We start from the raw sequence: 26487 nt of genomic DNA on the forward strand, positions 1-26487 counted from the left end.
AGTCTACGACGTGACGGAGTCGAACGACGGGCACTCCCGGCTTCCGCCGAGCGTTGGAGAGGGCAGAACACGTGTCCGTTTTGTCATGCACTCAGTCATGGCTCGATCATGCGGGCCCACGGTTCGGCCAGACAGGCCGCTACAGCAGGAGGCAGCAAGAAATGTCGGAAACGCAGACCGGCGCAGCGCGGCGCGGGGAGCAGATTCTCGCCGTTTTCGACACCGCCTTCGGGGAGCTGCTGGCCGCCGATCCGGCCGCCTTCCGGGTCAAGTTCCGCAAGATGGCGGGCTCGGCCTTCGCCTTCTACCGGGGCACGGCCTGCCTGTTCTACGGCGATCTGGAGCGGGAGCGGCACGGCGGCCCGTTCCTGGACGAGCGCACCGGCCGGGTGTGGATCCACGGCGATCTGCACGCGGAGAATTTCGGCACGTACATGGACGCCAACGGCCGCCTCGTCTTCAACGTCAACGACTTCGACGAGGCGTACGTGGGCCCCTTCACCTGGGACCTGAAGCGCTTCGCCGCCTCCGTGGCGCTGATCGGTTACGCGAAGGCGCTGGCCGACGAGCAGATCAGCGAGCTGGTGACGATCTTCGCCGACTCCTACCGCGAGCGGATCCGCGCGCTGGCGACGGGCGCGAAGAACGACGAGGTGCCGCCCTTCACGCTGGACACCGCGGACGGCCCGCTGCTGGGCGCGCTGCGCGCCGCCCGGTCGCGCACCCGTTTCTCGCTGCTGGACTCGATGACGGTGATCCGTGACTTCGAGCGCCGGTTCGCGGACGGCGGCGGCTCGATCGACCTGGACGCCGCGACGCGCTACAAGGTGCTGGCCGCGTTCGACGGCTATCTGGAGACGCTGCCGGAGTCGAGCCTGACCCGCCCCGACTCCTACCGGGTCAAGGACGTGGTGGGCCGCCGGGGCATCGGCATCGGGTCCGCGGGGCTGCCCTCGTACAACATCCTTCTGGAGGGCAACAGCGACGCCCTGGAGAACGATGTGGTGATCTACCTCAAGCAGGCGCAGACCCCGGCGGTCTCCCGGCACATCACGGACGCGGCCGTGCGGGAGTACTTCCAGCACGAGGGTCACCGCACGGTGATCTCGCAGCGCGCCCTGCAGGCGCACGCGGACCCGTGGCTGGGCTGGACCGAGCTGGACGGCTCGGGTCAGCTGGTCGCCGAGGTCTCGCCGTACGCGGTCGACCTCGACTGGACCGACATAGACGAGGTGGACGAGATCGCGGCGGTCGTCGCGGATCTGGGCCGGGCGACGGCCACGATGCACTCGGCCGCCGACGACGAGAGCGGGCACTCGCTGGTGCCGTTCTCCACCGAGCGGGCGATCGACGCGGCCATCGCGGCCGACGAGGAGAGCTTCGCGCCGATGCTGGTCGACTTCGCCCACAGCTACGGGGCGAGGGCCCGCGCGGACCACCAGATCTTCGTGGACCTCTTCCGCAACGGCCGGATCCCGGGGCTGTAGGGCCCCAGGGGCTGAGGGTCCCCCCCCGGGGGGACTCTCAGCCTCTTTTAAGGTCCGCTTACCTCGGCCCATGACACACTTTCCGGCGATGGACATCTCAGGGACGCAGCTCAGGGTCGCGCGCGCGGCGGTCTTCACCGCGCTCGTCGTCACCCTGTCCACGGCGTCCCATGTGCTGCTCTCCCGGGTGCCGCTGCCGCTGGCCGCCGTCGCGCTGCTCGCCGCCGCGGTCTTCGCCGTGGCGTACGCGCTGGCCGGCCGGGAGCGCGGCTTCGGGGCCATCGCGGGCCTGCTGGTCCCGCTGGAGCTGGCCGCCGACACGCTCTTCACGACGGGCCAGCACCTCTGTTACGGGGCGGCCGGCGGCCCGGTCGCGGGCACGCTCCGCGCGGTGGGCTTCGACGTCCTGTGCGGCGGCGAGGTCGGCACGGGCGGGGCCCGGATCGCGGGCGTCGGCGCGGTGGGCACCCCGCTGGCGGATGTGGCCGGTGCGGGCGACCGCGCGGCGGCGCTGCTGGCGCAGCCGGGGCCGGCCGTGCCGTGGCTGCTGCTCGTCGCCCATGTGGCGGTCGGGCTGCTCGCCGCGGCCTGGCTGCGGCGCGGTGAGGCGGCACTGGCCGGGCTGCTGCGGGCGACGGCCCTGCTGGCGTTCCGGCCGCTGCTGGTAGCGGTCGCCGTGGTGCGCGCGGGCGCCCGGGCCGCGGTCCGCCGCTCCCGGCCCGCCGGGCGTCCGCACCCGCCGCTGACCGCCCGTTTCCTCGTGCACTGTGTGGGGCGCCGAGGCCCGCCGCCCGTGACGTACGCCGCTGCCTGAGGGCACGGCGACGCGACGACGGCAGCCGCCCACTCCCCACACACGTACTCACGGAGAACGATCATGAGCAAGCGCAACACCCAGGCGAACAAGGCAGCGGCCCGCGAGCGGCTGCGCGCCGAGCGCGAGGCCCAGGCCAAGAAGGACAAGACCCGCAAGCAGCTCGTCGTGGCCGTCTCGGTCGTCGCGGCCCTCGCCGTCGTCGGCGGCATCAGCTACGGCGTGATGCAGCTGAACAAGCCGGACGCCTGGGAGGCGGCCGCGGACGCGAAGAACGTCACCGCGCCGAAGAACACCTCGGGCGACGACGGCACCACCGTGGTGATCGGCGAGTCGAGCGCGAAGAAGACCCTGGAGCTGTACGAGGACTCGCGCTGCCCGGTCTGCGCCACGTTCGAGCAGGGCGTCGGCGAGACCGTCTCGAAGGACGTCGAGGCCGGCAAGTACAAGGTCAAGTACGTCGGCGCGACCTTCATCGACAACACCGACAACGGCGAGGGCTCCAAGAACGCCCTGAGCGCGCTCGGCGCGGCGCTGGACGTGAGCCCCGAGGCGTTCATGGAGTACAAGGCCGCGCTGTACTCGGCGAAGTTCCACCCCGAGGAGAGCGACGACAAGTTCGCCAAGGACAGCTTCCTCATCGAGGTCGCGGACTCGGTCGACGCGCTGAAGGGGAACAAGGACTTCCAGAAGGACGTCGAGGACGGCACCTACGACGCCTGGGCCATGAAGATGTCCAAGTCGTTCGACAAGAGCGGTGTGCAGGGCACGCCGACGCTGAAGATGGACGACAAGAAGATCACGGCCGAGGGCAGCGAGAACGCCCCGATGACGGCCGACGAGTTCACGAAGGCCATCGACAAGGCGCTCAAGGCGTAACGCCGTTCGTCTTCCGTGACACCCGGCGCACCAGGCGGGCCGACCGCCCGGTGCGCCGGGTGTCGCGCGTTTCCGCGCCGGGCGTCGCGCGTTCCTACAGAGTGGCCAGGAAGCCGAGCGCGACCTTCCAGGTCTGCTCGGCGGCCGCCTGGTCGTAGTCGTGGAGATCGGGGTCGGTGAACAGGTGCCCGGCCCCCGGGTAGCGGTAGACCTCGACGTCCGCGCCGGTCCGCTGCATCTGGAGGTACCAGCTGTTCAGCCAGTCGTGGGACTCGAAGGGGTCCGGGTCCGCGACGTGCAGCTGGACGGGGAGCTCGTCCACCGAGGCGTTCTCGGCGATGTCCGAGGTGCCGTGGAACAACAGCAGCCCTCGGGCCTTCGCGTCGCCGAGCGCCAGGGTCTGCGCGGTCGCCGCCCCGAGGGAGAAGCCGGCGTAGACGAGCCCCTGGTCGGAGTAGGGCGCGGCGGACAGCACGGCGCGCTTCAGCAGCTCCTCCTTGCCGATCTCCTCCTTGTAGGCCATGCCCTCTTCCACCGTGTCAAAGGTGTGCCCCTCGAACAGATCGGGCACGCGCACCTCGTGGCCGGCGTCCCTGAGGCGCGCGGCCGCGGCGTGCACGGCGGGCCTGAGCCCGTACGTCGAGTGGAAAAGCATGATGTTCATGAGGCCCATGGTGCCATTTGTGCCCCGGGGGCCGCCCTACAGCTTGGAGGACGAGGGAATGGAGAGCGTGCTGCGCCCGCTGATCGTCATCGGCGGTTCCGTGGTGATCACCCTGCTGGTCGGCTGGCTGGTCGACCTGCTGCTGCGGCGGGCCGACAGCCGTCACCACGAGACTCCGCTGTGGGGGCTGTTGCGGCGCTGCCGGCCTCCGCTCCAGGTGGTGATCATCACGGCGCTGCTGCGCGGCAGCTACCGCCAGATGGGCGTCTCCTGGGTCTGGGACCACCGGGCGGGGATCGGCCAGGTGCTGACCCTGGTGCTGATCGGCGCGTCCGCCTGGCTGGTGGTACGGATCGCGGTGACGGTCGTGGAGGCCACGTACGCCCGCTACGCGACGGCCGGCCGCGACCCGGCCCGGGTCCGCCGGGTCCGTACGCAGGTGACGCTGATCCAGCGGGTGGTCATCGCGGTGGTGACGGTGGTCGCCATCGCGGCGATGCTGCTGACCTTCCCGCCGATGCGGGCGGTCGGCACGTCGATGCTCGCCTCGGCCGGTCTGCTCGGCATCGTCGCGGGTGTCGCCGCCCAGTCGACGCTCGGCAACCTCTTCGCCGGATTCCAGATCGCGTTCGGCGACATGGTGCGGCTCGGCGACACCGTGGTGGTGGACGGCGAGTGGGGCACGATCGACGAGATCACCCTGACGTTCCTGGCGGTACGGACCTGGGACGACCGGCGGATCACGATGCCGGTCTCGTACTTCACCAGCCAGCCGTTCGAGAACTGGTCGCGCGGCGGGGTGCAGATGACCGGCACGGTCTACTTCCACCTCGACCACTCCGCTCCCGTCGCGGCGATGCGGACGAAGCTGCGGGAGCTCCTCGGGGACATCGCCGCCTGGGACGGCCGGGACTGGTCGCTGGCGGTCACCGACACCACGCCGACCACGATCGAGGTGCGGGCGGTGGTCACGGCGAAGGACGCGGACGACATCTGGACGGCGCGCTGCGCGGTGCGCGAGCAGCTGATCGGCTGGCTGCGCGACCACCACCCGTACGCGCTCCCGCGGGTCGCCACCTCCCCCGCCGTGCTGCCGCCGGGCGAGCAGTGGGCGGAGCTGACGGACGCCGGGCCCCGGGCCGGCCGCGAGAAGGCGGTGCCCGCCGACCGGGACGACTCCAAGGCCCCGCGCACGGGCCGGGGCTGAGGCTGCCCGCGAGGGTCCTCAGCGCAGTGAGCGGAAGTCCAGATAGCGCAGCACCCGGTCCACGACCTCCGGGTCGGAGCCGGGCTCGCTGCGCGCGGAGAGCACCTCGTGGCGGGCGGCCGACATCATCTCGCGCTGGACGCGGCTGATCGCCTTGAAGCGCTCCGCGCGCCGGGCGTAGGCCTCGCGCCGCTCCTCGTCGACCATGTCCGGGCTGATCCGGGCGCCGATGTCGTACGCGGCGCGCTGGAGCCGCTCCACGACCTCCTCGGGGAACTCCTCGACCTCCTGGATCTCCTTGAGGCGGTACTTGGCGGCCTTGGCGGCCCGGACGGCGAGGTCCCGCTCCAGCGCCTCTTCGGCGTCGGTGTCGGCTCGGACCCTCAGCTTGCGCACCAGCCAGGGCAGGGTGAGCCCCTGGAAGACCAGAGTGGCCATGATCACGGCGAACGCGATGAAGATGATCTCGTCGCGCCCGGGAAAGGGCTGCCCGTCGTCCGTCTCCAGCGGGATCGCCAGCGCCAGGGCGACCGAGGCCACCCCGCGCATCCCGGCCCACCACATCACGACGGTCTCCCGCCAGCTGGTGGGGATCTCCTCGCTGACGTCGCGGCGGGTGTGGAGCCGCTTGGCCAGCCAGGTCGCGGGCAGCAGCCACAGCAGCCGTACGCCGACGACGACCGCGACGATCGCGAGCCCCCAGCCCACCATCTCCAGGGCGTGCCCGTCGGCGGTGCCGAACACGCTGTGCAGCTCCAGGCCGATGAGTCCGAAGGCGACGCCGGTGACCAGGGTGTCGACGATGTCCCAGAAGGTACGTCCGGTGAGCCGGCCCAGCACGTCGTCGGCGTCGGCGGTGTGCTCGGCGAGGAACAGCGCGACGGTCAGGACGGCCAGCACGCCGGAGCCCATCAGCTCCTCCGCGAGGACGTAGGCGACGAACGGCACCAGCAGGGTCAGCCCGACCTGGAGGGTGGCGTCGCCCAGCAGGTTCATCAGCTTGATGGTGAGCCAGCCGAGCGCGAGGCCGACGGCGACCGCGACGACGGCGGAGAGTGCCAGCAGCCCGAAGGCCTCGGGGAGCGAGAAGGTGCCGCTGACGGCGGCGGCGATGGCCACGTGGTAGAGCACGATGGCGGTCACGTCGTTGAAGAGCCCCTCGCCCTCCAGGATCGACACCAGCCGGCGCGGCAGTCCCACGGAGCCCGCCACGGCCGTCGCCGCGACCGGGTCGGGCGGGGCGACGAGCGCGCCGAGGGCGACGGCGGCGGCGATGGGCAGCCCCGGCACGATCGAGTTGGCGACCGCGGCGACGGCGGCGGTGGTGACGAAGACGAGGGCCACGGCCAGCAGGAAGATCGGGCGTCTGTTGGCGGCGAACTGCCGCCAGGAGGTGCGCTGCACGGTGGCGTAGAGCAGCGGCGGAAGCAGTGCGGGGAGGATGATCTCCGGCGGGATGTCGACGTTCGGCACGAACGGCATGAACGCCATCGCGATGCCGATGAGGGTCATCAGGACCGGCGCGGGCAGCCCCAGCCGGTCGCCGAGCGGCACCGTGACCACGGCTCCGAGCAGCAGCAGGAGCAGCAGGGACATCTGTTCCACGAGGTGCCTTCCGGAGCATGCGGGTCCGGCACACCACGAGCGGCCGAACAGGGCTCCCACCCTGCCACGCGGGGTGCGCGATTCGGCTGATACCCCCCGCTACCGGCGCTCAGGCCGGGTGGATCTCCCGCCGCATCGCCCGGTGCGGCATGCCCGCGTCGGGGAACTCGGGGCCGTACGCGACGTATCCGAGCCGCTCGTAGAAGCCGAGGGCGTGGGTCTGGGCGTGCAGGTCGACGGCGGCCAGACCCAGCGCCCGCGCCTCGTCCTCGATGGCCCGAACGAGGGCCGCGCCGACCCCGAGGCCGCGGGCCTCCCGGTTCACGGCGAGCCGTCCCAGCGAGCCGACGGCGGGGTCGCCGCCGGTCTTCCCGGCCGCGTCCGCGCCGTGCAGCAGCCGGCCCGTGCCGAGCGCGGCGCCGTCCGCCGTGACGGCCAGGACATGCACTGCGGTCGCGTCGTGGGCGTCGTACTCCAGCTCCTCGGGCACGTTCTGCTCGCCGACGAAGACCTCCTTGCGCACCTGGAAGCAGGCTTGGAGGTCGCTCTCCTCGACGGCCCTGCGGGTGCTGTACGGGGAGGGGGCGGAGGTCACTGACTCTCCGCGGAGATGGTGTCCAGCGCGTGCTGGAGGTCGGCCGGGTAGGTGCTGGAGAACTCCACCCAGCTGCCGTCGCTCGGGTGCTCGAAGCCCAGGCGCACGGCGTGCAGCCACTGCCGGGTCAGCCCGAGGCGCTTGGCCAGGGTCGGGTCCGCGCCGTACGTCAGGTCGCCGACGCAGGGGTGGCGGTGGGCGGACATGTGGACCCGGATCTGGTGGGTACGGCCGGTCTCCAGCTTGATGTCGAGGAGGCTGGCGGCGCGGTAGGCCTCGATCAGGTCGTAGTGGGTCACCGACGGCTTGCCCTCCGCGGTGACCGCCCACTTGTAGTCGTGGTTGGGGTGGCGCCCGATGGGGGCGTCGATGGTGCCGCTCATCGGGTCCGGGTGGCCCTGGACGAGCGCGTGGTACTTCTTGTCGACGATCCGGTCGCGGAACTGGGCCTTGAGCAGGGTGTAGGCGCGCTCGGACTTGGCGACGACCATCAGGCCGGAGGTGCCGACGTCGAGGCGGTGCACGATGCCCTGGCGCTCGGCGGCGCCGGACGTCGAGATCCGGTAGCCGGCGGCGGCGAGGCCGCCGATGACGGTGGTGCCGGTCCAGCCGGGGCTGGGGTGGGCGGCGACGCCGACCGGCTTCATGATGACGACGATGTCGTCGTCGTCATGGACGATCTCCATGCCTTCGACGGGCTCGGCGACGATCTGGACGGGAGCGGCCGCCTGCGGCATCTCCACTTCCAGCCAGGCGCCCCCGTGGACCCGCTCGGACTTACCGGCCACCGAACCGTCCACCTGGACCTTCCCGGCTGCGGCCAGCTCGGCGGCCTTGGTGCGGGAGAAACCGAACATCCGGGAGATGGCGGCGTCGACGCGCTCGCCCTCCAGGCCGTCCGGTACGGGCAGGGTGCGGATCTCGGGGTGCGTACTCACCTGTCGAGTATGCCTTGCCCCCGCCGCTCCCCGCGCCGGACGCCTAGTCCTTGTGCACGGTCCCGTCGGGGTCCAGGCCCTTGAAGGAGAGGATCACGATGAGGATGCCGCCGCACACGATGGCGGAGTCGGCGAGGTTGAAGACGGCGAAGTTCTTGGGGGCGATGAAGTCCACCACCGCGCCCTCGAACGCGCCGGGCGCCCGGAAGAGCCGGTCGGTGAGGTTGCCGAGCGCACCGCCCAGGAGGAGGCCCAGGGCGATGGCCCACGGCAGGCTGTAGAGCTTGCGGGCCAGCCGGATGATCACCACGATCACTCCGGAGGCGATGATGGTGAAGATCACCGTGAACGCCTCGCCGATCCCGAACGCGGCGCCCGCGTTCCGGATCGCACGGAACTGGAGCCAGTCGCCGACGATGTCGATCGGCGGCTGGTGCTCCAGCTTCGCGACCACGATCATCTTGGTGGCCAGGTCCAGCAGATAGGCCACGACGGCCACGCTCAAGAGAACGAGGACCTTCCGCTTGCCCCGGCCCGCGTTCACGGCCGCGTCGGCGGCCGTACTGCCGCCTTCGTCCGTGCCCTCGGCATCGGGAATGTCCGGCGTACCGATGATGCGCTCCGCCTCTGCCACGTGAGTCCCTCAACCTAGGTGCCTGCCTGAGGATGAGGGTACGACACACCTGTGCGGATCAGCCGCGCCGCTCCTGCTTCTGCTTGTCCTCGACGCACAGGGTGGCCCGGGGGAAGGCCTGCATGCGCGCCTTGCCGATCGGTTTCCCGCAGACCTCGCAGAGCCCGTACGTCCCCGCCTCCAGCCGGGCGAGCGCCCGCTCGGTCTGCTCCAGCATCTCCTGGGCGTTGGCGGCCAGCGACAGCTCGTGCTCGCGGGTGATGTTCTTGGTGCCGGTGTCGGCCTCGTCGTCCCCCGCGCCGTCGCCGGAGTCCCGCATCAGCCCGGCGAGCGCCGCGCCGGAGGCCTCCAGTTCGCTGCGGAGCCGCAGCGTCTCGCTCGTCAGCAGGGTGCGCGCCTCGGTGACCTCCTCGGGCGTCCAGGGGTCCTCCCCGGGCCGGACGGCCAGCTCGTCGGGGGCGGCGGCGCGGGCCGGCGGCACGGGGGCCGTGGCCTGTGCGCCTGCTGCGTGACGACTCGCGCTCTTCTTGGCTACCACCGTGTGGGCTCCCGTCTGCTCGGCGGCCCGGGCCGCCTCCGTGGCCGTCGCTGCGGCCTTTTTCGACGCCTTCTTTGCCGCGCTCTTCTTGGCGGTGCTCTTCTTGGCGGCGGGCTTCTCGCCGACCGCCGCCTGCTGCGCAGCTGTCTTCTTGGCGGCGGCCTTCTTCGCCGTCGCCTTCTTGGCCGCCGTCTTCCTGGCGGCGGCCTTCTTCGCCGTCCCCTTCGCGGTCGAGGGCGCCTGCTCGGCCGGTGACTCGTGAGCGCCGTCGTGCTCGGCCGCGGTCTCTTCCGCCGTCTTCTTCGCCACCATGGCCGCGGCCCCTTCACATATTGTGATCTTGCTCGCGAATCGTGCTGGGACGATAAATCGACTCCAGCCCCGCGGCAACGGGGCACGCCGCCTTCTCGCCCTCCCCCGTATCCGGTCGTGGCGCGCCTGCCTCCGTTGTTCCCAGCTCCCCGTCCGGTAATCCGGCCCCCGGGCCCCGCCGGGAAGTCCTTCTACCCCGTCCCGCCACTCGGGTCACGCCCGCGCGCCGCCGATAACCGGTCGGCCGTCGCCCGTACGGGCCCGTACACTGGGCCCAGCGAGAGGCTTGGATGGGACGAGTAGCGCCGTACGCAGCCAGTAGCGACCCGGGGACGGTGGGAGCCCGGGGGCGAGCGCGTCGTGAAGATCACCCCGGAGCCGCCGGAAGAACGCTTTGAGCAGGGGGCTCCGCCCACCGGCGCAAGGCAACTAGACTCGGCATCGCGACCCCAATGAGGGGGCCTCGGGCCTGTGCCCCGGGCCAAGGAGGGTGGTACCGCGGGAGCCGAGACGCTCTCGTCCCTCCGACGGAAGTGGAAGACGTCCGCCGGAGGAAGCCGCACATGACATCGCCGCAGTACCGCCAGGTACCCGCCCAGGTCGACCTGCCCGCGCTCGAGCACGCCGTGCTCGACTTCTGGCGCGAGAGCAAGGTCTTCGCCAAGAGCCTCGACCAGTCCGAGGGCCGCCCCGAGTGGGTCTTCTACGAGGGCCCGCCCACCGCCAACGGCATGCCGGGCGCCCACCACATCGAGGCCCGCGTCTTCAAGGACGTCTTCCCCCGCTTCCGCACGATGCAGGGCTACCACGTCGGCCGCAAGGCCGGCTGGGACTGCCACGGCCTGCCGGTCGAGCTCGCGGTCGAGAAGGAGCTGGGCTTCAACGGCAAGAAGGACATCGAGGCGTTCGGCATCGCCGAGTTCAACGCCAAGTGCCGTGAGTCGGTGACCCGGCACACCGACGCGTTCGCCGAGCTGACGACCCGCATGGGCTACTGGGTCGACCTGGACGACGCGTACCGCACGATGGACCCGGAGTACGTGGACTCCGTGTGGTGGTCGCTGAAGGAGATCTTCAACAAGGACCTGCTGGTCCAGGACCATCGCGTCGCCCCCTGGTGCCCGCGCTGCGGCACCGGCCTGTCCGACCACGAGCTGGCCCAGGGCTACGAGACGGTCGTCGACCCCTCGGTCTTCGTCCGCTTCCCGCTCACCTCCGGCCCGCTGGCCGGCGAGGCGGCCCTCCTGGTCTGGACGACCACCCCCTGGACCCTGGTCTCCAACACGGCGGTCGCCGCCCACCCCGAGGTCCGCTACGTCGTCGCGACGAACGGCGAGGAGAAGCTCGTCGTCGCCGAGCCGCTGCTGGAGAAGGCGCTGGGCGAGGGCTGGGAGGCCACCGGCCAGTCGTTCACAGGCGCCGAGATGGAGCGCTGGAGCTACGAGCGCCCCTTCACCCTGGTCGACTTCCCGGCCGAAGCGCACTACGTGGTCAACGCCGAATACGTCACGACCGAGGACGGTACGGGTCTGGTCCACCAGTCGCCCGCCTTCGGCGCCGACGACCTCGTGGTCTGCCGCTCCTACGGCCTGCCGGTGGTCAACCCGGTCCGCCCCGACGGCACGTTCGAGGAAGGTCTCCCGCTGGTCGGCGGCGTCTTCTTCAAGAAGGCCGACGAGGCGCTCACCGCCGACCTGGACGCGCGGGGCAAGCTCTTCCGCCACGTCCCGTACGAGCACAGCTACCCGCACTGCTGGCGCTGCCACACGGCGCTGCTCTACTACGCGCAGCCGTCCTGGTACATCCGCACGACGGCGATCAAGGACCGGCTCCTCCAGGAGAACGAGAAGACCAACTGGTTCCCGGACTCGGTCAAGAACGGCCGCTTCGGCGACTGGCTCAACAACAACGTCGACTGGGCGCTCTCCCGTAACCGCTACTGGGGCACGCCGCTGCCGATCTGGCGCTGCGAGGACAACCACCTGACGTGCGTGGGCTCACGCGCGGAACTGACGGAGCTCACGGGCACCGACCAGTCGAGGCTGGACCCGCACCGCCCCTTCATCGACGAGATCACCTTCACCTGCACGCACGAGAACTGCCAGCTGGAGGCGTACCGCGTCCCGGAGGTCATCGACGCCTGGTACGACTCGGGTTCGATGCCGTTCGCGCAGTGGGGCTACCCGTACAAGAACAAGGAAGTCTTCGAGAGCCGCTACCCGGCGCAGTTCATCTCGGAGGCCATCGACCAGACCCGCGGCTGGTTCTACACGCTGATGGCGGTAGGCACCCTGGTCTTCGACAAGTCGAGTTACGAGAACGTCGTCTGCCTGGGCCACATCCTCGCCGAGGACGGCCGCAAGATGTCCAAGCACCTGGGGAACATCCTCCAGCCGATCCCGCTGATGGACCAGCACGGGGCGGACGCGGTGCGGTGGTTCATGGCGGCGGGCGGCTCCCCGTGGGCGGCACGGCGCGTGGGCCACGGCACGATCCAGGAGGTCGTCCGCAAGACGCTCCTCACCTACTGGAACACGGTCGCCTTCCAGGCCCTGTACGCGCGCACGTCGGGCTGGGCCCCGTCGGCGGCCGACCCGGCTCCGGCGGACCGCACGGTCCTGGACCGCTGGCTGCTGAGCGAACTGAACGCGCTGGTCGACCAGATGACCGTGGCGATGGAGGGCTACGACACCCAGCGCGCCGGCAAGCTGCTCTCGGCGTTCGTGGACGACCTCTCCAACTGGTACGTACGCCGCTCGCGCCGCCGCTTCTGGCAGGGCGACAAGGCGGCGCTGCGCACGCTGCACGAGGTCGTCGAGACGGTGACCCGGCTGATGGCCCCGCTGGTCCCGTTCATCACGGAGCGGGTCTGGCAGGACATGGTCGCGCCGGTGACCCCGGACGCCCCGGAGTCGGTCCACCTGTCCTCCTGGCCGAAGCCGGACCTGACGGCGATCGACCCGACGCTCTCCTCCCAGATGGCGCTGGTGCGCCGCCTGGTGGAGCTGGGCCGGGCCACGCGTGCCGAGTCGGGTGTGAAGACCCGTCAGCCGCTGTCCCGCGCGCTGATGGCGGCGACGGGCTTCGAGGCGCTCTCCCCCGAGCTGCGCGCCCAGATCACGGAGGAGCTGAACGTCACGTCGCTGGCCTCGCTCTCGGAGGTGGGCGGCTCCCTGGTCGACACGACGGCGAAGGCCAACTTCCGCGCCCTGGGCAAGCGGTTCGGCAAGGGCGTCCAGGCGGTGGCCAAGGCGGTGGCGGACACGGACGCTGCGGCCCTGTCCCTGGCCCTGCGCGAGGGCACGGCATCGCTGGAGGTCGACGGCGAGCAGATCACCCTCTCCCCCGACGAGGTCATCATCACGGAGACCCCGCGCGAGGGCTGGTCGGTCGCATCCGACTCGGGCGCGACCGTCGCCCTGGACCTGGAGATCACCCCGGAACTGCGCCGCGCGGGCCTGGCCCGTGACGCGATCCGCCTGATCCAGGAGGCCCGCAAGAACAGCGGCCTGGACGTCGCGGACCGCATCGCCGTCCGCTGGACCTCGACGTCCCCGGCAACGGTGGAGGCCCTCACCGAGCACACGCCGCTGATCTCCGAGGAGGTGCTCGCCCTGGACTACGCGGAGGGCGAGGCGGACGAGAGCTACGGCGAGGTGTTCGAGGACGAGGGCCTGGCCCTGTCGTTCCGCCTGCGCAAGCAGTAGCCCGCACACCCACAGGGCCCGGCCGGGAAGTTTCCGGCCGGGCCCTTCGGCGTACCCCCTCAGGGGCTCCGCCCCCGAACCCCCGCGCCTCAATCGCCGGCGAGGCTACCTATAGCCCCTCCGGCGATTGAGGAGCGGGGTCCGGGGCGGAGTCCTACCCTCAGCCCCTCCGGCGCTTGAAGAGCGGGGTCCGGGGCAGAGCCCCGAAAAGCAGCCCGCCCGGCGCTTGAGGGCAATGGGGCCCGGGGCAGCGCCCCGGTTTCGGGAAGGGGCGGGTAGGGGAACAGCCCGCCGCAGGCGCCCCACCCGCACAGGCGAACACGGCCGAGCCCACGGCAAAGGGCCGGGCCCCGGGAAATCCCGGGGCCCGGCCCTTTGCCTGCCGACGGCTACGCGCTCAGCGAGCGCGAACCGCTCAGTTGTCGTCCTCGTCGATCAGGAACCCACGCATCGGCGAAGGAGCCTGCTGCATCGGCTGCGGCGCCTGCGGCCGCACCGGCGCCATCGGCTGCGTCATCGCGGGCGACATCTGCTGCTGGCCGCCGTAGGACGGCGCGCCGCCCATGGTGGACGGGCCGCCACCCATCTGCTGGCCGCCGTGGCCACCGTGGTTGGAGCCGCCCATGGAGTGACCCATCGCACCCGCACCGGCCGGGGCCAGCGAGGGGGACGGCGGCAGCGAAGCCGCTGCCGGAGTCCGCGGCGGGGCGAGCGAGTCGTCCGCCTGGGTCTCCAGCTGACGCAGCTGGCTCTCCAGGTAGGACTTCAGCCGCGTGCGGTACTCGCGCTCGAAGCCACGCAGGTCCTCGACCTTGCGCTCCAGCGTCGCGCGGGCCGACTCCAGCGAGCCCATCGCCACGCGGTGCTTCTCCTGCGCGTCCCGCTCCAGGGCGTCGGCCTTGGCACGCGCGTCGCGCTCCAGGCCCTCGGCACGGCTGCGCGCCTCGCCGACGATCTTGTTGGCCTCGGAACGGGCCTCCGCGATCGCCTGGTCGGCGGTCTGCTGTGCGAGCGAGAGAACACGGGCGGCGCTGTCGCCGCCGGGGCCCTGCCCCTGCTGCTGCATCTGCGGCGGCTGCATCTGCTGCATCTGCTGCTGCTGGGGGTGCTGACCCATGGGGCCGCCCATCGGGCCACCCATGGGACCGCCCTGCATCGGGCCGGGGCCGTGCGGGCCCTGCGGACCGGGGCCGTGGCCGCCCTGGGGGCCGTGGCCACTGGGACCTGCGGGCAGCTGCGGCGCGCCACCGGGCAGCTGGGGCGGACCCATCTGCGGAGGCTGCTGCTGCTGCGGCGGTCCCGATATGGCGGCGGGAACGGGCGCACCCGGGCGATCCTGCTGCTCCGGGGGCTTGCGCATACCCTGCTGCTGTTGCTGCTGCTGGTTCTGCGCGGCGGCACGCGTCGCGGCGGCCAGCTTGGCGCGCAGGTCCTCGTTCTCACGGAGCAGACGGGTCAGCTCCGATTCGACCTCGTCGAGAAAGGCATCGACCTCGTCCTCGTCATAGCCTTCTCGGAGGCGGACGGTCGTGAACTGCTTGTTCCGCACGTCCTCGGGGGTCAACGGCATCTCTTCTTCACCTCTACGTAGTCGTCGGCAGTCGGCAAGACCGTATCGCTCACAACCTGACCACAACGCTGATCAGGATGTAGACGATGATCATCAGAACGAAGAAGGACAGGTCGAGTGCCACGCCCCCGAGACGCAGCGGCGGAATGAACCGCCGCAGAAGCTTGAGCGGTGGATCGGTGACAGTGTAAGTGGCCTCAAGTACCACCACCATCGCCTTGCCGGGTTGCCATGAACGTGCGAACTGGAAGACATAGTCCATGACCAGCCGGAAGATCAGCACGATGAGGAAACACATCAGCGCGATATAGACCACATCCAGTGCGACGCCCATGTCCCGCGGTTCCCTCTCCCCTGGCTCTCGTCAGCTCCGGCCTCGTGGCCGGCACCGGCCTCTCGGCCGGGTTGTTCCCGGTGTCGTGTTCTCAGCTCTGGTTGAAGAATCCGCCCTCTGCGATGCGGGCCTTGTCCTCCGCCGTGACATCGACGTTAGCAGGCGACAACAGGAACACCTTCTGCGTCACGCGTTCAATGCTGCCATGGAGACCGAAGACGAGTCCCGCGGCAAAGTCGACAAGTCGCTTCGCGTCCGTGTCGTCCATCTCCGTGAGATTCATGATCACCGGAGTGCCCTCACGGAAGTGTTCCCCGATGGTACGGGCCTCGTTGTAGGTCCTGGGGTGCAGCGTGGTGATGCGGTACGGCTCCCGCTCGGACACGACCTTGGGCATGATCACCGGTGCGTTCTTCTCCATGTTCGGGCGTTCAGGTGTGATGGATGCCACGGGTGCGATTCGGGCGGGTCGCCCGCTTTCCGCCGGGAGCTGAACCGGCTCGCGCTGGGCGGGTGGTTGCACCACTCGTACCGGTTCGTCCCTTTCGCGCTCGCGCTCACGATCGCGCTCGCGTTCCCGCTCCACCTGGTGCGGGGGCTGATGCCGCCGCCGGTCGCGCTCGGGTTCCGGCTCAGGTTCGAATTCGTCATCGGGGTCGAACCCCGGACCGTCGTACCCATCGTCCTCCACGAGGCCGAGGTAGACCGCCATCTTGCGCATCGCGCCGGCCATGCTCCGAGTCCTCCGCTCTGTGGTGGATCGGCATTCGTCACCAAGTGCCCGCGATCCACGGTGGCCTGCCCGCTGTGAGCGGCAATGACCATATTTTCTGCTGTGGTCCGACTTGCTTCGCGACGTTACCCGAGCCGGGGTCGGACTCCGAGTACCGCCGTACCGACGCGTACATGTGTCGCTCCGGCCGCCACCGCGTCCTCCAGGTCCCCGCTCATACCTGCGGAGACCATGTTCGCAGCCGGATGACCGGCGCGCAGGCGGGATGAGATTTCCATCAGCCGGTCGAATGCGGCCCGTTGCCGGCCGGCGTACTCCCCGGCCAGCGGCGCCACGGTCATCAGTCCGTCGAGCCGGAGCCCGGGAGCCGCACCGATCGCGGCCGCCAACTCCTCGACCCCGTCCGGCGCGACGCCGCCGCGCTCACCGCGCTCGCCGCTCTCCGCGTCCAGGGCCACCTGGATCAGACAGCCGAGTTCGCGCTCCCCGCGCACCGCGGCGGCGGAGAGGGCGGTGACCAGCTTGGTGCGGTCCACCGACTGCACGATATCGGCATAACTGGTCACAGAACGAACCTTGTTCGTCTGCAGTTGTCCGACAAAGTGCCATGTCAGCGAAAGATCCGCACAAGCGGTGGCTTTGGGGGCTGCGTCCTGGTCACGATTCTCCGCGACATGGCGCACACCGAGTTCATGCAGGATCCGCACATCGCTCGCGGGGTAGGTCTTGGTGACCACGATCAGGGTCACCTCTTCGCGCTTGCGACCGGCCGCGGCGCACGAGGAGGCGATCCTTTCCTCCACCTGTGCCAGATTCGCGGCGAGTTGAGCCTTACGGTCCGTCATGCCCTATCAGTCCAACCAGACATATCCGGCGAGCCGCCCGGTGGTGCGGTCGCGGCGGTACGAGAAGTGGTCGCCCGATTCCAGGGTGCAGGACGACGAGGAGTGCCGGTCCGCCACACCGAGTGCGGCGAGCTGGGCGTGGACTCCGCCGGTGACGTCGACCGCCGGGGTTCCCCAGCTGGTCTCGGACCAGGTGCCGGGGATGGCCTCGGCAACCTCGGCCCGCATCGCCTCCGGCACTTCGTAGCACCGTCCGCAGACGGCCGGCCCGGTGTGCGCGGTGATCCGGGAGGGGTGTGCGCCGAGCGCGACCATGGCCTCGACCGCCGCCGGAACGACTCCGGCGACCAGTCCCGGCCGCCCGGCGTGCGCCGCCCCGACGACACCGGCCACCGGGTCGGCGAGAAGAACGGGAGTGCAGTCGGCGGTGAGCACCGCGAGCGGCAGTCCGCGCCGGGCGGTCACCACCGCGTCCACAGCCGGAATCTCCGCGTCCGCACCCCAGGGTCCGTCCACCACCGCGACGTCCCGGCCGTGCACCTGGTTCATCCAGACGACGCGGGCCGGGTCGAGACCGAGGCGACGGGCCGCACGCTCCCGGTTCGCGCCGACGGCGGCGGGGTCGTCGCCGACCGCGCCGCCGAGGTTGAGCTCACCGTACGGAGCGGCGCTCACTCCGCCCCACCGGTCGGTGAAGGCGAAATGAGCGCTGCCCGTGACGGGTTCCGCCCGGTGCTGAGCTATCACTTCAAGAAGTCCGGAACGTCCAGCTCTTCGGCCTGGGTGTCCTGGTAGGGACGGGCCGGCGGGACGTGCGGCGGAGAGACCGGCGGAAGCGCGCTCTCACTCGAAGCGGACGCGGGGGCGGGCTCGGCCGGAGCCGGGCTCTCCTCGCGCAGAGGTACGGAACCGAGTCCGCCCGTCGAGCGCGTGGACTCGGCGGAGGACCTGACCGGGGCGGCCGGCTCCTCGCGCTTGTTGCTGTTCGCGCCGAGGACATTCTCCCGGCGGGCGGGCGGCTGACCGCCGTCGAAGCCCGCCGCGATCACGGTGACCCGCACCTCGTCGCCCAGGGCGTCGTCGATGACAGCGCCGAAGATGATGTTGGCCTCGGGGTGCGCGGCCTCGCTCACCAGCTGGGCGGCCTCGTTGATCTCGAAGAGACCGAGGTCGCTGCCGCCGGAGATGGAGAGGAGGACACCGCGGGCGCCGTCGATGGAGGCTTCCAGGAGGGGCGAGGAGATCGCCATCTCCGCCGCCGCCACCGCGCGGTCGTCGCCGCGCGCCGAGCCGATGCCCATGAGCGCCGATCCGGCCTCGGACATGACCGACTTGACGTCGGCGAAGTCGAGGTTGATCAGACCCGGGGTGGTGATGAGGTCGGTGATGCCCTGGACACCCGAGAGCAGCACCTGGTCGGCCGACTTGAACGCGTCGAGCACGCTGACCTGGCGGTCCGAGATGGACAGCAGGCGGTCGTTGGGAATGACGATGAGGGTGTCGACCTCTTCGCGGAGTTCGGCGATGCCGTCCTCCGCCTGGTTCGCGCGTCGCCGGCCCTCGAAGGTGAACGGGCGGGTGACCACGCCGATCGTCAGGGCGCCGAGCGAGCGTGCGATGTTGGCGACGACGGGTGCGCCGCCGGTGCCGGTGCCGCCGCCTTCTCCGGCGGTGACGAAGACCATGTCGGCCCCCTTGAGGACCTCCTCGATCTCCTCACGGTGGTCCTCTGCCGCCTTACGACCGACGGCCGGGTTCGCCCCGGCGCCGAGGCCCCGGGTGAGTTCGCGGCCGACGTCGAGCTTGACGTCGGCGTCGCTCATCAACAGGGCTTGTGCGTCCGTGTTGATCGCGATGAACTCGACGCCCTTGAGACCGACCTCGATCATTCGGTTGATGGCATTGACACCACCGCCGCCGACACCGATGACCTTGATGACTGCGAGGTAGTTCTGCGGTGCTGCCACGTCGAAGGCCTCTCGCCTCGAGTTACGTGTCGTCGCTCTGCGGTAACCCCGCGGCGACGACTGATGTCGATGGGGACGGTCCGAACGCCGACCCAAACCCTAACGTTGAAGTTTAGGGTTACCAGTGTGTCTGCTTCCTGGACTCTTCCGAACAGGACACTAAGTCGACAAGTGGCGCACGTTCAACGAACACGCCGAACCTCCCGTTTTTCTTTTCACCCTATGTGATCACCCGTAGCGCTGACCAACCAGGGTGCTGGCCAGCACAAATACCCGTCAACTCGCCGATACCGCCGGGGCGGTGGGGGCGCTTACGTCGAACTGTCCCGCTTTGGGGGCGGCTTTCATGAGTGCGGTGAGAACGCGCGCCTTCACCGGCCCGTCCTCCCCGCTCCCCCAGGTCACCACACGATCCCGGGTGAGCCGCAAGGAGATCGCGTCGTACGAGGTGACCCGTACGACCTCGGTGTCCTTGGCCACACCCGCCGGAAGGTCGCCGGCGACCCGGACCGCTTCCCGCAACAGACCGTCACCGCCGAAGCGGCGAAGGCTCGCGGACGGTTCGGGAGTCAGCTCCAGCAGGGGCACGCCCTTCGGCGCCTCGTCCACGGTGGCGAAGCGCACGCCCTCGGCGTCCACTTCCACGAATGCGCCGCCCTTTTCGACCAGCAGGACCGGCTTCCGCTCGGTCACCTTAAGGCCGATGCCGTCCGGCCAGGACCGAACGACATCAACTGTGTCGATACGAGGCAACTTCTGGCGCAACCGGCGTTCCATGGCATCGGTGTCCACGGAGACCAGCGGGGCGCCGATCGGTGTGGCGGCAACCGCTTCCACTTCTTCGCGGGTCAGGACCTCGACGCCGCTCGTGCTGACCTTCTCGACGCGGAGCCAGGAGGAGCCGTAGAGCACCCAGATCACGAACGCGGTGAGCACGGCGACCGCGACACCGATGAGGATCAGCAGGGTGCGACGCCCGATCCGGGGCCTCTCGGGGCCGCTGTGCGGCGGGCGGGCGGTGGTGTCCGCCCGCCCGGGTGCGCCGCGCTGGGCGGTCGTCTGTCCGGCCACGCTCGCTCCTTCGCCGGACCCGGGACGCCCGCCCCGGGTCCGCACCGCATCGCGCCGGGCGCCTAGCGGCGCGCGGCAATCGCTTCGTACACCATGCCGACGAGCAGGTCGTCGGCGTCGCGCCGGCCGAACTCGGCCGCGGCGCGGGACATTTCGTACAGCCGGTGGGGGTCCGACAGTACCGGCAGGACGTTGCCCTGCACCCACTCCGGGGTGAGCGCCGCGTCGTCCACCAGCAGGCCGCCGCCGGCGTTGACCACCGGCTGGGCGTTGAGCCGCTGTTCGCCGTTGCCGATGGGCAGCGGGACGTAGGCGGCGGGGAGCCCGACGGCGGAGAGTTCGGCGACGGTCATCGCGCCCGCGCGGCAGAGCATCATGTCGGCCGCGGCGTACGCGAGGTCCATCCGGTCCACGTACGGTACCGGGATGTAGGGCGGCATCCCGGGCATGTTGTCGATCCGCGGCAATTCGTTCTTCGGGCCGACCACATGGAGGATCTGGATCCCGGAGCGCTGCAGCAGCGGCGCGACCCGCTGGACCACCTCGTTGAGGTGGCGCGCGCCCTGCGAACCGCCGGAGACCAGCAGCGTGGGCAGGTTGGGGTCGAGGCCGAAGGAAGCGCGGGCCTCGGGGCGGACCCGGGCGCGGTCCAGGGTGGCGATGGTGCGGCGCAGCGGGATGCCGATGTAACGGGCCCCGCGCAGCTTGCTGTCGGGCGTGGAGACGGCGACCCCGTGGGCGTACCGCGAACCGATCTTGTTGGCCAGGCCCGGGCGGGCGTTGGCCTCGTGGACCACGATCGGCACACCGGCCCGCTTGGCGGCCAGATAGCCGGGCAGTGCGACGTAGCCGCCGAAGCCGACCACGCAGTCCGCCTTGGTGCGCTCCAGGATCTGCTCGGCGGCCTTGATGGTGCCGCGCAGCCGGCCCGGGACGGTGATCAGTTCGGGCGTGGGCTTACGGGGCAGCGGCACGGCGGGAATGAGCGCCAGCTCGTACCCCCGCTCGGGCACGAGCCTGGTCTCCAGTCCGCGTTCCGTGCCGAGGGCAGTGATTCCCACGGTCGGGTCCTGCCTGCGCAGGGCGTCTGCGAGGGCAAGCGCGGGCTCGATGTGTCCGGCGGTCCCCCCGCCGGCGAGTACGACATGCACCGAAATTCACCGCTCTCCGGACGGACGCTTCTTGACGCGCCGTCTCATCGTCTTCCATCTCACCCCGGGCTTCCGCATGGCCAGGGCCGCCTTGGCGGCTGGGTCCTCCCTTGCGAAGGCGATCATCAGCCCGACCGCGAACATCGTCGGCAGCAGGGCCGACCCCCCGTAGGAGAACAGCGGGAGCGGAACCCCGGCGATCGGCAACAGGCCGAGCACCGCACCGATGTTGATCACGGCCTGGGCCGTGATCCACGTGGTCACGCCTCCCGCGGCAAACCTCACGAAGGGGTCCTCCGTGCGTCCGGCCACGCGGATACCCGCATAGCCTAGAGCCGCGAACAGGGCGAGCACGGACAGCGTCCCCGCCAGACCCAGCTCCTCACCGGTGATGGCGAAGATGAAGTCGGTGTGGGGTTCCGGGAGTTGACCCCATTTTTCCACACTCGCACCCAGTCCGGAACCGAACCATCCGCCGGACGCCAGAGCATAGATCCCGTGTGCGGCCTGCCAGCAGCCGCCCTCCGGGTCGGGCTCGCTCACGCCCATGCAGGCGAGCCGGGACATCCGGTTGGGGCTGGTCCTGATCAGGAGGAACGCGATGGCGGCGGCGGCGCCGAGGACCCCGGCGAACAGCCGGGTGGGGGCGCCGGCCAGCCAGAGCAGTCCGAACAGGATCGCCGTGAGAATGATCGCGGTTCCCATGTCGCCGCCGAGCATGATCAGTCCGAGCAGCATGAAGGCGACCGGCACGAGCGGCACGAGCATGTGCTTCCACTGCGTCAGCAACCGCTTGTCCTGCTTGCGGGCCAGCAGGTCGGCCCCCCACAGGATGAGGGCCAGCTTGCCGAACTCGCTGGGCTGGAGCTGGAACGGGCCGCCCAGGTAGAGCCAGTTCTGGTTGCCGTTGACCGACATCCCTATCCCGGGCACCTGGACCAGGACCATCAGGAAGACGGTGACCATCAGTATCGGGTAGGCCAGCGCCCGGTGGAGCTTCACGGGCATCCGGGCGGCGAGCAGCATCAGAGCGCCCCCGATGACGGCGGCGAGGAACTGCTTTCCGAAGAAGTACGTCGAGGGCTTGCTGATGTCCAGCGCCTTGATCATCGAGGCGGAGTAGACCATCACCAGGCCCAGCACGGTGATCAGGAGGCTGGAGCCGAGGATCACGTAGTAGGCGGTCAGGGGCCGGTCCCAGGCCCGCCGTGCCCGTTCGTAGGCGCGGCGCGGTCCGCCGCCGCGCCCGGTGCGCGGGGTGCGGGAGCCCGGGCCGCCGCGTCCGGAGCCGCGGGGCGTCTCGGGGCGGCGGGCGCCCGTGGCGAGACGCCCGCGCAGGGCGAGCCCGTCGGGCAGCGGTACTCCGGAGGGTGCGGGCGCCGCGGCGAGGGGGCGGGGAACCGAGGCCCGTGCGCGGTCCCGCCGTACGGCGAATCTCTCGTCGGCCGGCATTGTCGCTGTCCCCTCCACTGCTCGTGCCCGGGGCCCGTGACCCCGGGCGCGGAGGCCCGGTCGGTCAGGCGCTCTCGTCGGCGCGTGCGCGGACCGCGTCCGCGAACGCCTCGCCCCGCTTGTTGTAGTTGGTGAACATGTCCATCGAGGCACAGGCCGGGGCCAGCAGTACCGTATCGCCCGGCCGGGCGAGCTCGGCCGCCCGCGCGACCGCTTCGGACATCGCCCCAGTGTCGGTCCGGTCGAGGTCGACCACCGGGACTTCGGGGGCGTGTCGCGTCAGGGCTTCGCGGATCAGCGCCCGGTCGGCGCCGATCAGCACGACCCCGCGCAGGCGCTTCGCCGCGCCGGTGACCAGCTCGTCGAACGTGGCGCCCTTGGCCAGTCCGCCCGCGATCCAGACGATGGAGTCGTAGGCGGCGAGGGAGGCCTCGGTGGCATGGGTGTTGGTGGCCTTGGAGTCGTCCACGTAACGGACTTCGTCGATGTCCGCGACGTGTTCGATGCGGTGGGCGTCCGGCCGGAAGGCGCGCAGCCCGTCGCGGACGGCGGCCGGTTCCACGCCGAAGGCGCGGGCGAGGGCCGCGGCGGCGAGGGCGTTGGCGATGTTGTGCGGGGCCGGCGGGTTGACGTCGGTGACCTCGGCCAGTTCCTGGGCCTGCTTCTGCCGGTTGGCGACGAACGCCCGGTCGACGAGGATGCCGTCGACCACGCCGAGCTGCGAGGGGCCGGGGGCGCCGAGGGTGAACCCGATGGCCCGGCAGCCCTCTTCGACGTCCGCCTCGCGCACCAGGTCCTCGGTGGCCGGGTCGGCCGCGTTGTAGACGCAGGCGACCGTGTTGCCCTCGTAGACGCGGCCCTTGTCGGCGGCGTACGCCGCCATCGAGCCGTGCCAGTCGAGGTGGTCCGGCGCCAGGTTGAGGACGGCGGCGGAGTGGGCGCGCAGGGAGGGCGCCCAGTGCAGCTGGTAGCTGGAGAGTTCGACGGCGAGGACGTCGTACTCGGTCTCGCCGAGCACCGCGTCCAGCAGCGATACGCCGATGTTGCCGACGGCCGCGGTGCGCAGGCCCGCCGCCTCCAGGATCGAGGCCAGCATCCGTACGGTCGTGGTCTTGCCGTTGGTGCCGGTGACCGCGAGCCAGGGGGCGGGCTTCCTGCCGTTGTCGCCGCGCAGTCGCCAGGCCAGTTCGACGTCGCCCCAGACCGGGACGCCCGCCTCGGCGGCAGCCAGGAAGAGCGGCTTGTCCGGCTGCCAGCCGGGGGCGGTGACGACGAGTTCCGTGGACGGCGGCAGGGTCGCGCCGTCGCCGAGGCGCACGGTGATGCCGAGCGCCTCCAGTTCGACCGCCTGCGCGCGGGCGCGCTCGTCGTCGCCGTCGTTGACGACGGTGACGAGCGCGCCGCGCTCGTGCAGGGCGCGGGCCGCGGGGATCCCGCTGACGCCGAGCCCGGCGACGGTGACGTGCTTGCCCTGCCAGTCCACGGTGCTGCTCACTTCTTGGCTGCCCATCCCGCGTAGAAGAGGCCGAGGCCGACGATCACGCACATGCCCTGGATGATCCAGAAGCGGACCACGACAAGGACTTCGGACCACCCCTTGAGTTCGAAGTGGTGCTGGAGCGGTGCCATCCGGAAGACCCGCTTGCCGGTCATCTTGAACGAACCGACCTGGATGACCACGGACATGGTGATCATCACGAAGAGGCCGCCGAGGATGGCGAGGAGGAACTCGGTGCGGGACAGGATCGCGAGGCCCGCGAGGGCGCCGCCGAGGGCGAGCGAGCCGGTATCGCCCATGAAGATCTTGGCGGGCGAGGTGTTCCACCACAGGAAGCCGAAACAGGCGCCCATCAGCGCGGCGGCGACGACGGCGAGGTCGAGCGGGTCGCGTACCTCGAAACAGGCGCCGGGGTTGGTCAGGTTGTCCGCGTTGGCGCAGGACTCCTGGAACTGCCAGAGACCGATGAAGGTGTAGGCCCCGAAGACCATCACCGAGGCGCCGGTGGCCAGACCGTCGAGGCCGTCCGTGAGGTTCACGCCGTTGGACATGGCGAGGATCATGAACAGCGCCCAGACGCAGAACAGCACCGGGCCGATCGACCAGCCGAAGTCCTCGACGAACGAGAGCCGGTCGGAGGCCGGGGTGTTGCCCGCGGAGTTGGGGAACTGGAGCGAGAGCACCGCGAAGGCGATGCCGACGATCAGCTGTCCGGCCATCTTCGCCTTGGCCCGCAGACCGAGCGAACGCTGCTTGACGATCTTGATGTAGTCGTCGAGGAAGCCGACGAGCCCCATCCCGGTCATGAGGAACAGCACGAGGACGCCGGAGTAGCGGATGTCCTCACCCGTGATGACCTTCGCGAGGAGGTACGCGATGATCGTCGCCAGGATGAAGGCGATGCCGCCCATCGTGGGCGTGCCCTTCTTGCTGCCGTGCGTGCGCGGGCCGTCGTCCCGGATGAACTGCCCGTATCCCTTGCGGGCCAGCAGCTTGATCAGCAGCGGAGTACCGACCAGGGTCAGAAAGAGCCCGATGGCCCCCGCGAAGAGGATCTGCCTCATCGGCCGGCGACCTCGCCCTCGGTCGAGTTCTCCAGCAGTGCCAGGGCGACCTTCTCCAGGCCGACCGACCGGGACGCCTTCACCAGCACGACGTCTCCCGGGCGCAGTTCACTGCGCAACAGGTCGACGGCCGCCTGTGCGTCGGACACGTGCACCGACTCCTCACCCCACGAACCCTCGTTATATGCGCCCAGTTGCAGCCAGGAGGCTTCTCTCCCCCCGACAGCGACGAGCTTGCTGACGTTGAGCCGGACGGCTAGCCGTCCGACCGCGTCGTGCTCGGCGAGCGACGCGTCACCGAGCTCGGCCATCTGACCGAGCACCGCCCAGGTGCGCCCCCCGTCGGCCCCTCGGGCCTGGCCCATGGCAGCCAGCGCACGCAGTGCGGCTCTCATGGATTCGGGGTTCGCGTTGTAGGCGTCGTTGACGACCGTCACACCGTCCGGACGCTCGGTGACCTCCATGCGCCAGCGGGAGAGGGTGCCCGCCTCCGAGAGCGCCTCGGCGATCTCGGTCACGGACATGCCCAACTCATGGGCGACGGCGGCCGCGGCGAGCGCGTTCGACACGTGGTGCTCACCGTACAGGCGCATGGTCACGTCGCTGCACCCGGTGGGTGTGTGGAGCTCGAAGGCGGGCCGCCCGTCGGCGGTCATCCTGACCTTCTCGCCCCGTACGTCCGCTTCCGGGGCTTCTCCGAAGAGCAGGACGCGGGCCTTGGTGCGCGAGGCCATGGCGCGGACGAGCGGGTCGTCCGCGTTGAGCACGGCGCAGCCGTCCTCGGGCAGGACCTCGACCAGCTCGCCCTTGGCCTGGGCGATGGCCTCCCGGCTGCCGAACTCGCCGAGGTGCGCGGAGCCGACGTTGAGGACCAGGCCGATCCGGGGTGGCGTGAGGTTGGCCAGGTAGTGGATGTGGCCGACGCCGCGGGCCCCCATCTCCAGGACCAGGTGCTCGGTCTCGGCGGTGGCGGTCAGCGCCGTGACCGGCAGGCCGATCTCGTTGTTGAGGGAGCCGGGCGTCCAGACGGTCGGGCCCTTGCGCTGGAGGAGCTGGGCGATCAGGTCCTTGGTGGACGTCTTGCCGGCGGATCCGGTGAGTCCGACGACGGTGGTGCCGAGGCGTTCGACCACGGCACGGGCGAGGGCTCCGAGCGCGCCGACGACGTCGTCCACGACGATCGCCGGAACGCCGACGGGGCGGGCCGCCAGTACGGCTGCCGCGCCCGCCTCGACGGCGCGCACGGCGTAGTCGTGGCCGTCGACCCGTTCGCCGGCGAACGCGGCGAACAGGCTGCCTGGCGCGACCTCGCGGGAGTCGATGACGACGGGTCCGGTCACGGTGACTGCCGGATCCGGTATGTCGTACGACTGCCCGCCGACGATTTCGGCGATCTCGGCGAGGGAAAGGGTGATCACTTGG

23 protein-coding genes are annotated in these 26487 nt (G+C 70.6%); 5 read left to right on the top strand and 18 right to left on the bottom strand.

From position 1 onward, the window contains the following. The first annotated feature begins 161 nt into the window (after positions 1–161). The 3 genes from IE272_RS01405 to IE272_RS01415 all read left to right on the top strand — a co-directional run bounded on the left by IE272_RS01405 (position 162) and on the right by IE272_RS01415 (position 3180). A complete protein-coding gene (locus IE272_RS01405) occupies positions 162–1487 on the top strand; it encodes a DUF2252 domain-containing protein (RefSeq protein ID WP_050358069.1) in 1326 nt (441 codons plus the stop codon). Positions 1488–1575: 88 nt separating this feature from the next. Next, on the top strand, positions 1576–2301 hold the full coding sequence (locus IE272_RS01410) for a hypothetical protein (RefSeq protein ID WP_056706402.1): 726 nt from the start codon (positions 1576–1578) through the stop codon (positions 2299–2301). A gap of 63 nt (positions 2302–2364) precedes the next feature. Then, the gene (locus IE272_RS01415) at positions 2365–3180 is read left to right on the top strand and encodes a DsbA family protein (RefSeq protein ID WP_050358067.1); all 816 of its coding nucleotides are present in this window, start codon (positions 2365–2367) and stop codon (positions 3178–3180) included. Positions 3181–3274: 94 nt separating this feature from the next. Here the strand turns inward: IE272_RS01415 and IE272_RS01420 are convergent, their stop codons facing one another. Next, positions 3275–3853, bottom strand: a complete 579-nt coding sequence (locus IE272_RS01420) for a dienelactone hydrolase family protein (protein WP_007456110.1) — start codon at positions 3851–3853, stop codon at positions 3275–3277. Between the two features lie 49 nt (positions 3854–3902). Between IE272_RS01420 and IE272_RS01425 the strand changes: the two genes are divergently transcribed. Next, positions 3903–5051 (top strand): mechanosensitive ion channel family protein, encoded by a 1149-nt coding sequence (locus tag IE272_RS01425; protein ID WP_056706404.1) that lies wholly within the window; start codon positions 3903–3905, stop codon positions 5049–5051. Positions 5052–5069: 18 nt separating this feature from the next. Here the strand turns inward: IE272_RS01425 and IE272_RS01430 are convergent, their stop codons facing one another. The 5 genes from IE272_RS01430 to IE272_RS01450 form a co-directional block, all read right to left on the bottom strand. Then, positions 5070–6656: a Na+/H+ antiporter gene (locus tag IE272_RS01430; protein ID WP_050358065.1), complete on the bottom strand. Its 1587-nt coding sequence runs from the start codon at positions 6654–6656 to the stop codon at positions 5070–5072. A 109-nt stretch (positions 6657–6765) separates the two neighbouring features. Further along, entirely contained in the window at positions 6766–7251 is a 486-nt protein-coding gene (locus IE272_RS01435; protein ID WP_190006083.1) for a GNAT family N-acetyltransferase, read from the bottom strand. Further along, positions 7248–8189, bottom strand: coding sequence for an RluA family pseudouridine synthase (locus tag IE272_RS01440; protein ID WP_007456101.1), 942 nt, complete (start codon positions 8187–8189; stop codon positions 7248–7250). The genes IE272_RS01435 and IE272_RS01440 overlap by 4 nt, the downstream gene beginning before the upstream one ends. Before the next feature lie 43 nt (positions 8190–8232). Next, on the bottom strand, positions 8233–8823 hold the full coding sequence (gene lspA, locus IE272_RS01445; RefSeq protein WP_047176166.1) for a signal peptidase II: 591 nt from the start codon (positions 8821–8823) through the stop codon (positions 8233–8235). Between the two features lie 58 nt (positions 8824–8881). Beyond that, a complete protein-coding gene (locus tag IE272_RS01450) occupies positions 8882–9673 on the bottom strand; it encodes a TraR/DksA family transcriptional regulator (protein ID WP_190006084.1) in 792 nt (263 codons plus the stop codon). 563 nt (positions 9674–10236) lie between these two features. Here IE272_RS01450 and ileS point away from each other — a divergent pair. Then, positions 10237–13380, top strand: a complete 3144-nt coding sequence (gene ileS / locus IE272_RS01455; RefSeq protein WP_190006085.1) for an isoleucine--tRNA ligase — start codon at positions 10237–10239, stop codon at positions 13378–13380. A 415-nt stretch (positions 13381–13795) separates the two neighbouring features. Here ileS and IE272_RS01460 read toward each other — a convergent pair whose 3' ends face one another. The 12 genes from IE272_RS01460 to IE272_RS01515 form a co-directional block, all read right to left on the bottom strand. Then, positions 13796–14950 (bottom strand): DivIVA domain-containing protein, encoded by a 1155-nt coding sequence (locus IE272_RS01460; protein ID WP_007451380.1) that lies wholly within the window; start codon positions 14948–14950, stop codon positions 13796–13798. A gap of 49 nt (positions 14951–14999) precedes the next feature. Next, positions 15000–15284 carry a YggT family protein gene (locus IE272_RS01465; RefSeq protein WP_006123846.1) on the bottom strand — a complete coding sequence of 95 codons (285 nt, stop codon included), beginning with the start codon at positions 15282–15284 and terminating at the stop codon, positions 15000–15002. Positions 15285–15375: 91 nt separating this feature from the next. Continuing rightward, complete coding sequence (locus IE272_RS01470) at positions 15376–16017, bottom strand: cell division protein SepF (protein WP_030086685.1); 642 nt, start codon at positions 16015–16017, stop codon at positions 15376–15378. A 125-nt stretch (positions 16018–16142) separates the two neighbouring features. Further along, on the bottom strand, positions 16143–16862 hold the full coding sequence (locus IE272_RS01475; RefSeq protein ID WP_050358061.1) for a YggS family pyridoxal phosphate-dependent enzyme: 720 nt from the start codon (positions 16860–16862) through the stop codon (positions 16143–16145). A 6-nt stretch (positions 16863–16868) separates the two neighbouring features. Next, on the bottom strand, positions 16869–17609 hold the full coding sequence (gene pgeF, locus IE272_RS01480) for a peptidoglycan editing factor PgeF (RefSeq protein ID WP_190006086.1): 741 nt from the start codon (positions 17607–17609) through the stop codon (positions 16869–16871). Continuing rightward, positions 17606–18829 carry a cell division protein FtsZ gene (gene ftsZ, locus IE272_RS01485; protein WP_007451372.1) on the bottom strand — a complete coding sequence of 408 codons (1224 nt, stop codon included), beginning with the start codon at positions 18827–18829 and terminating at the stop codon, positions 17606–17608. Before ftsZ ends, pgeF begins: the two co-directional genes overlap by 4 nt. A 276-nt stretch (positions 18830–19105) precedes the next feature. Further along, entirely contained in the window at positions 19106–19900 is a 795-nt protein-coding gene (locus IE272_RS01490) for a cell division protein FtsQ/DivIB (protein ID WP_056706411.1), read from the bottom strand. 62 nt (positions 19901–19962) lie between these two features. Then, positions 19963–21051 (bottom strand): undecaprenyldiphospho-muramoylpentapeptide beta-N-acetylglucosaminyltransferase, encoded by a 1089-nt coding sequence (gene murG, locus IE272_RS01495; RefSeq protein WP_007451369.1) that lies wholly within the window; start codon positions 21049–21051, stop codon positions 19963–19965. Between the two features lie 6 nt (positions 21052–21057). Then, positions 21058–22503, bottom strand: a complete 1446-nt coding sequence (ftsW, locus tag IE272_RS01500) for a putative lipid II flippase FtsW (RefSeq protein WP_190006087.1) — start codon at positions 22501–22503, stop codon at positions 21058–21060. Between the two features lie 64 nt (positions 22504–22567). After that, positions 22568–24013, bottom strand: coding sequence for a UDP-N-acetylmuramoyl-L-alanine--D-glutamate ligase (murD, locus tag IE272_RS01505; protein WP_050358059.1), 1446 nt, complete (start codon positions 24011–24013; stop codon positions 22568–22570). Next, positions 23995–25065 carry a phospho-N-acetylmuramoyl-pentapeptide-transferase gene (mraY, locus tag IE272_RS01510; RefSeq protein ID WP_056706413.1) on the bottom strand — a complete coding sequence of 357 codons (1071 nt, stop codon included), beginning with the start codon at positions 25063–25065 and terminating at the stop codon, positions 23995–23997. Before mraY ends, murD begins: the two co-directional genes overlap by 19 nt. Then, on the bottom strand, positions 25062–26483 hold the full coding sequence (locus IE272_RS01515) for a UDP-N-acetylmuramoyl-tripeptide--D-alanyl-D-alanine ligase (protein WP_050358058.1): 1422 nt from the start codon (positions 26481–26483) through the stop codon (positions 25062–25064). Before IE272_RS01515 ends, mraY begins: the two co-directional genes overlap by 4 nt. Positions 26484–26487 lie beyond the last annotated feature (4 nt).

Origin of the sequence: Streptomyces anulatus (genome assembly GCF_014650675.1) — a bacterium.
Classification (GTDB): Bacteria; Actinomycetota; Actinomycetes; order Streptomycetales; family Streptomycetaceae; genus Streptomyces; species Streptomyces anulatus.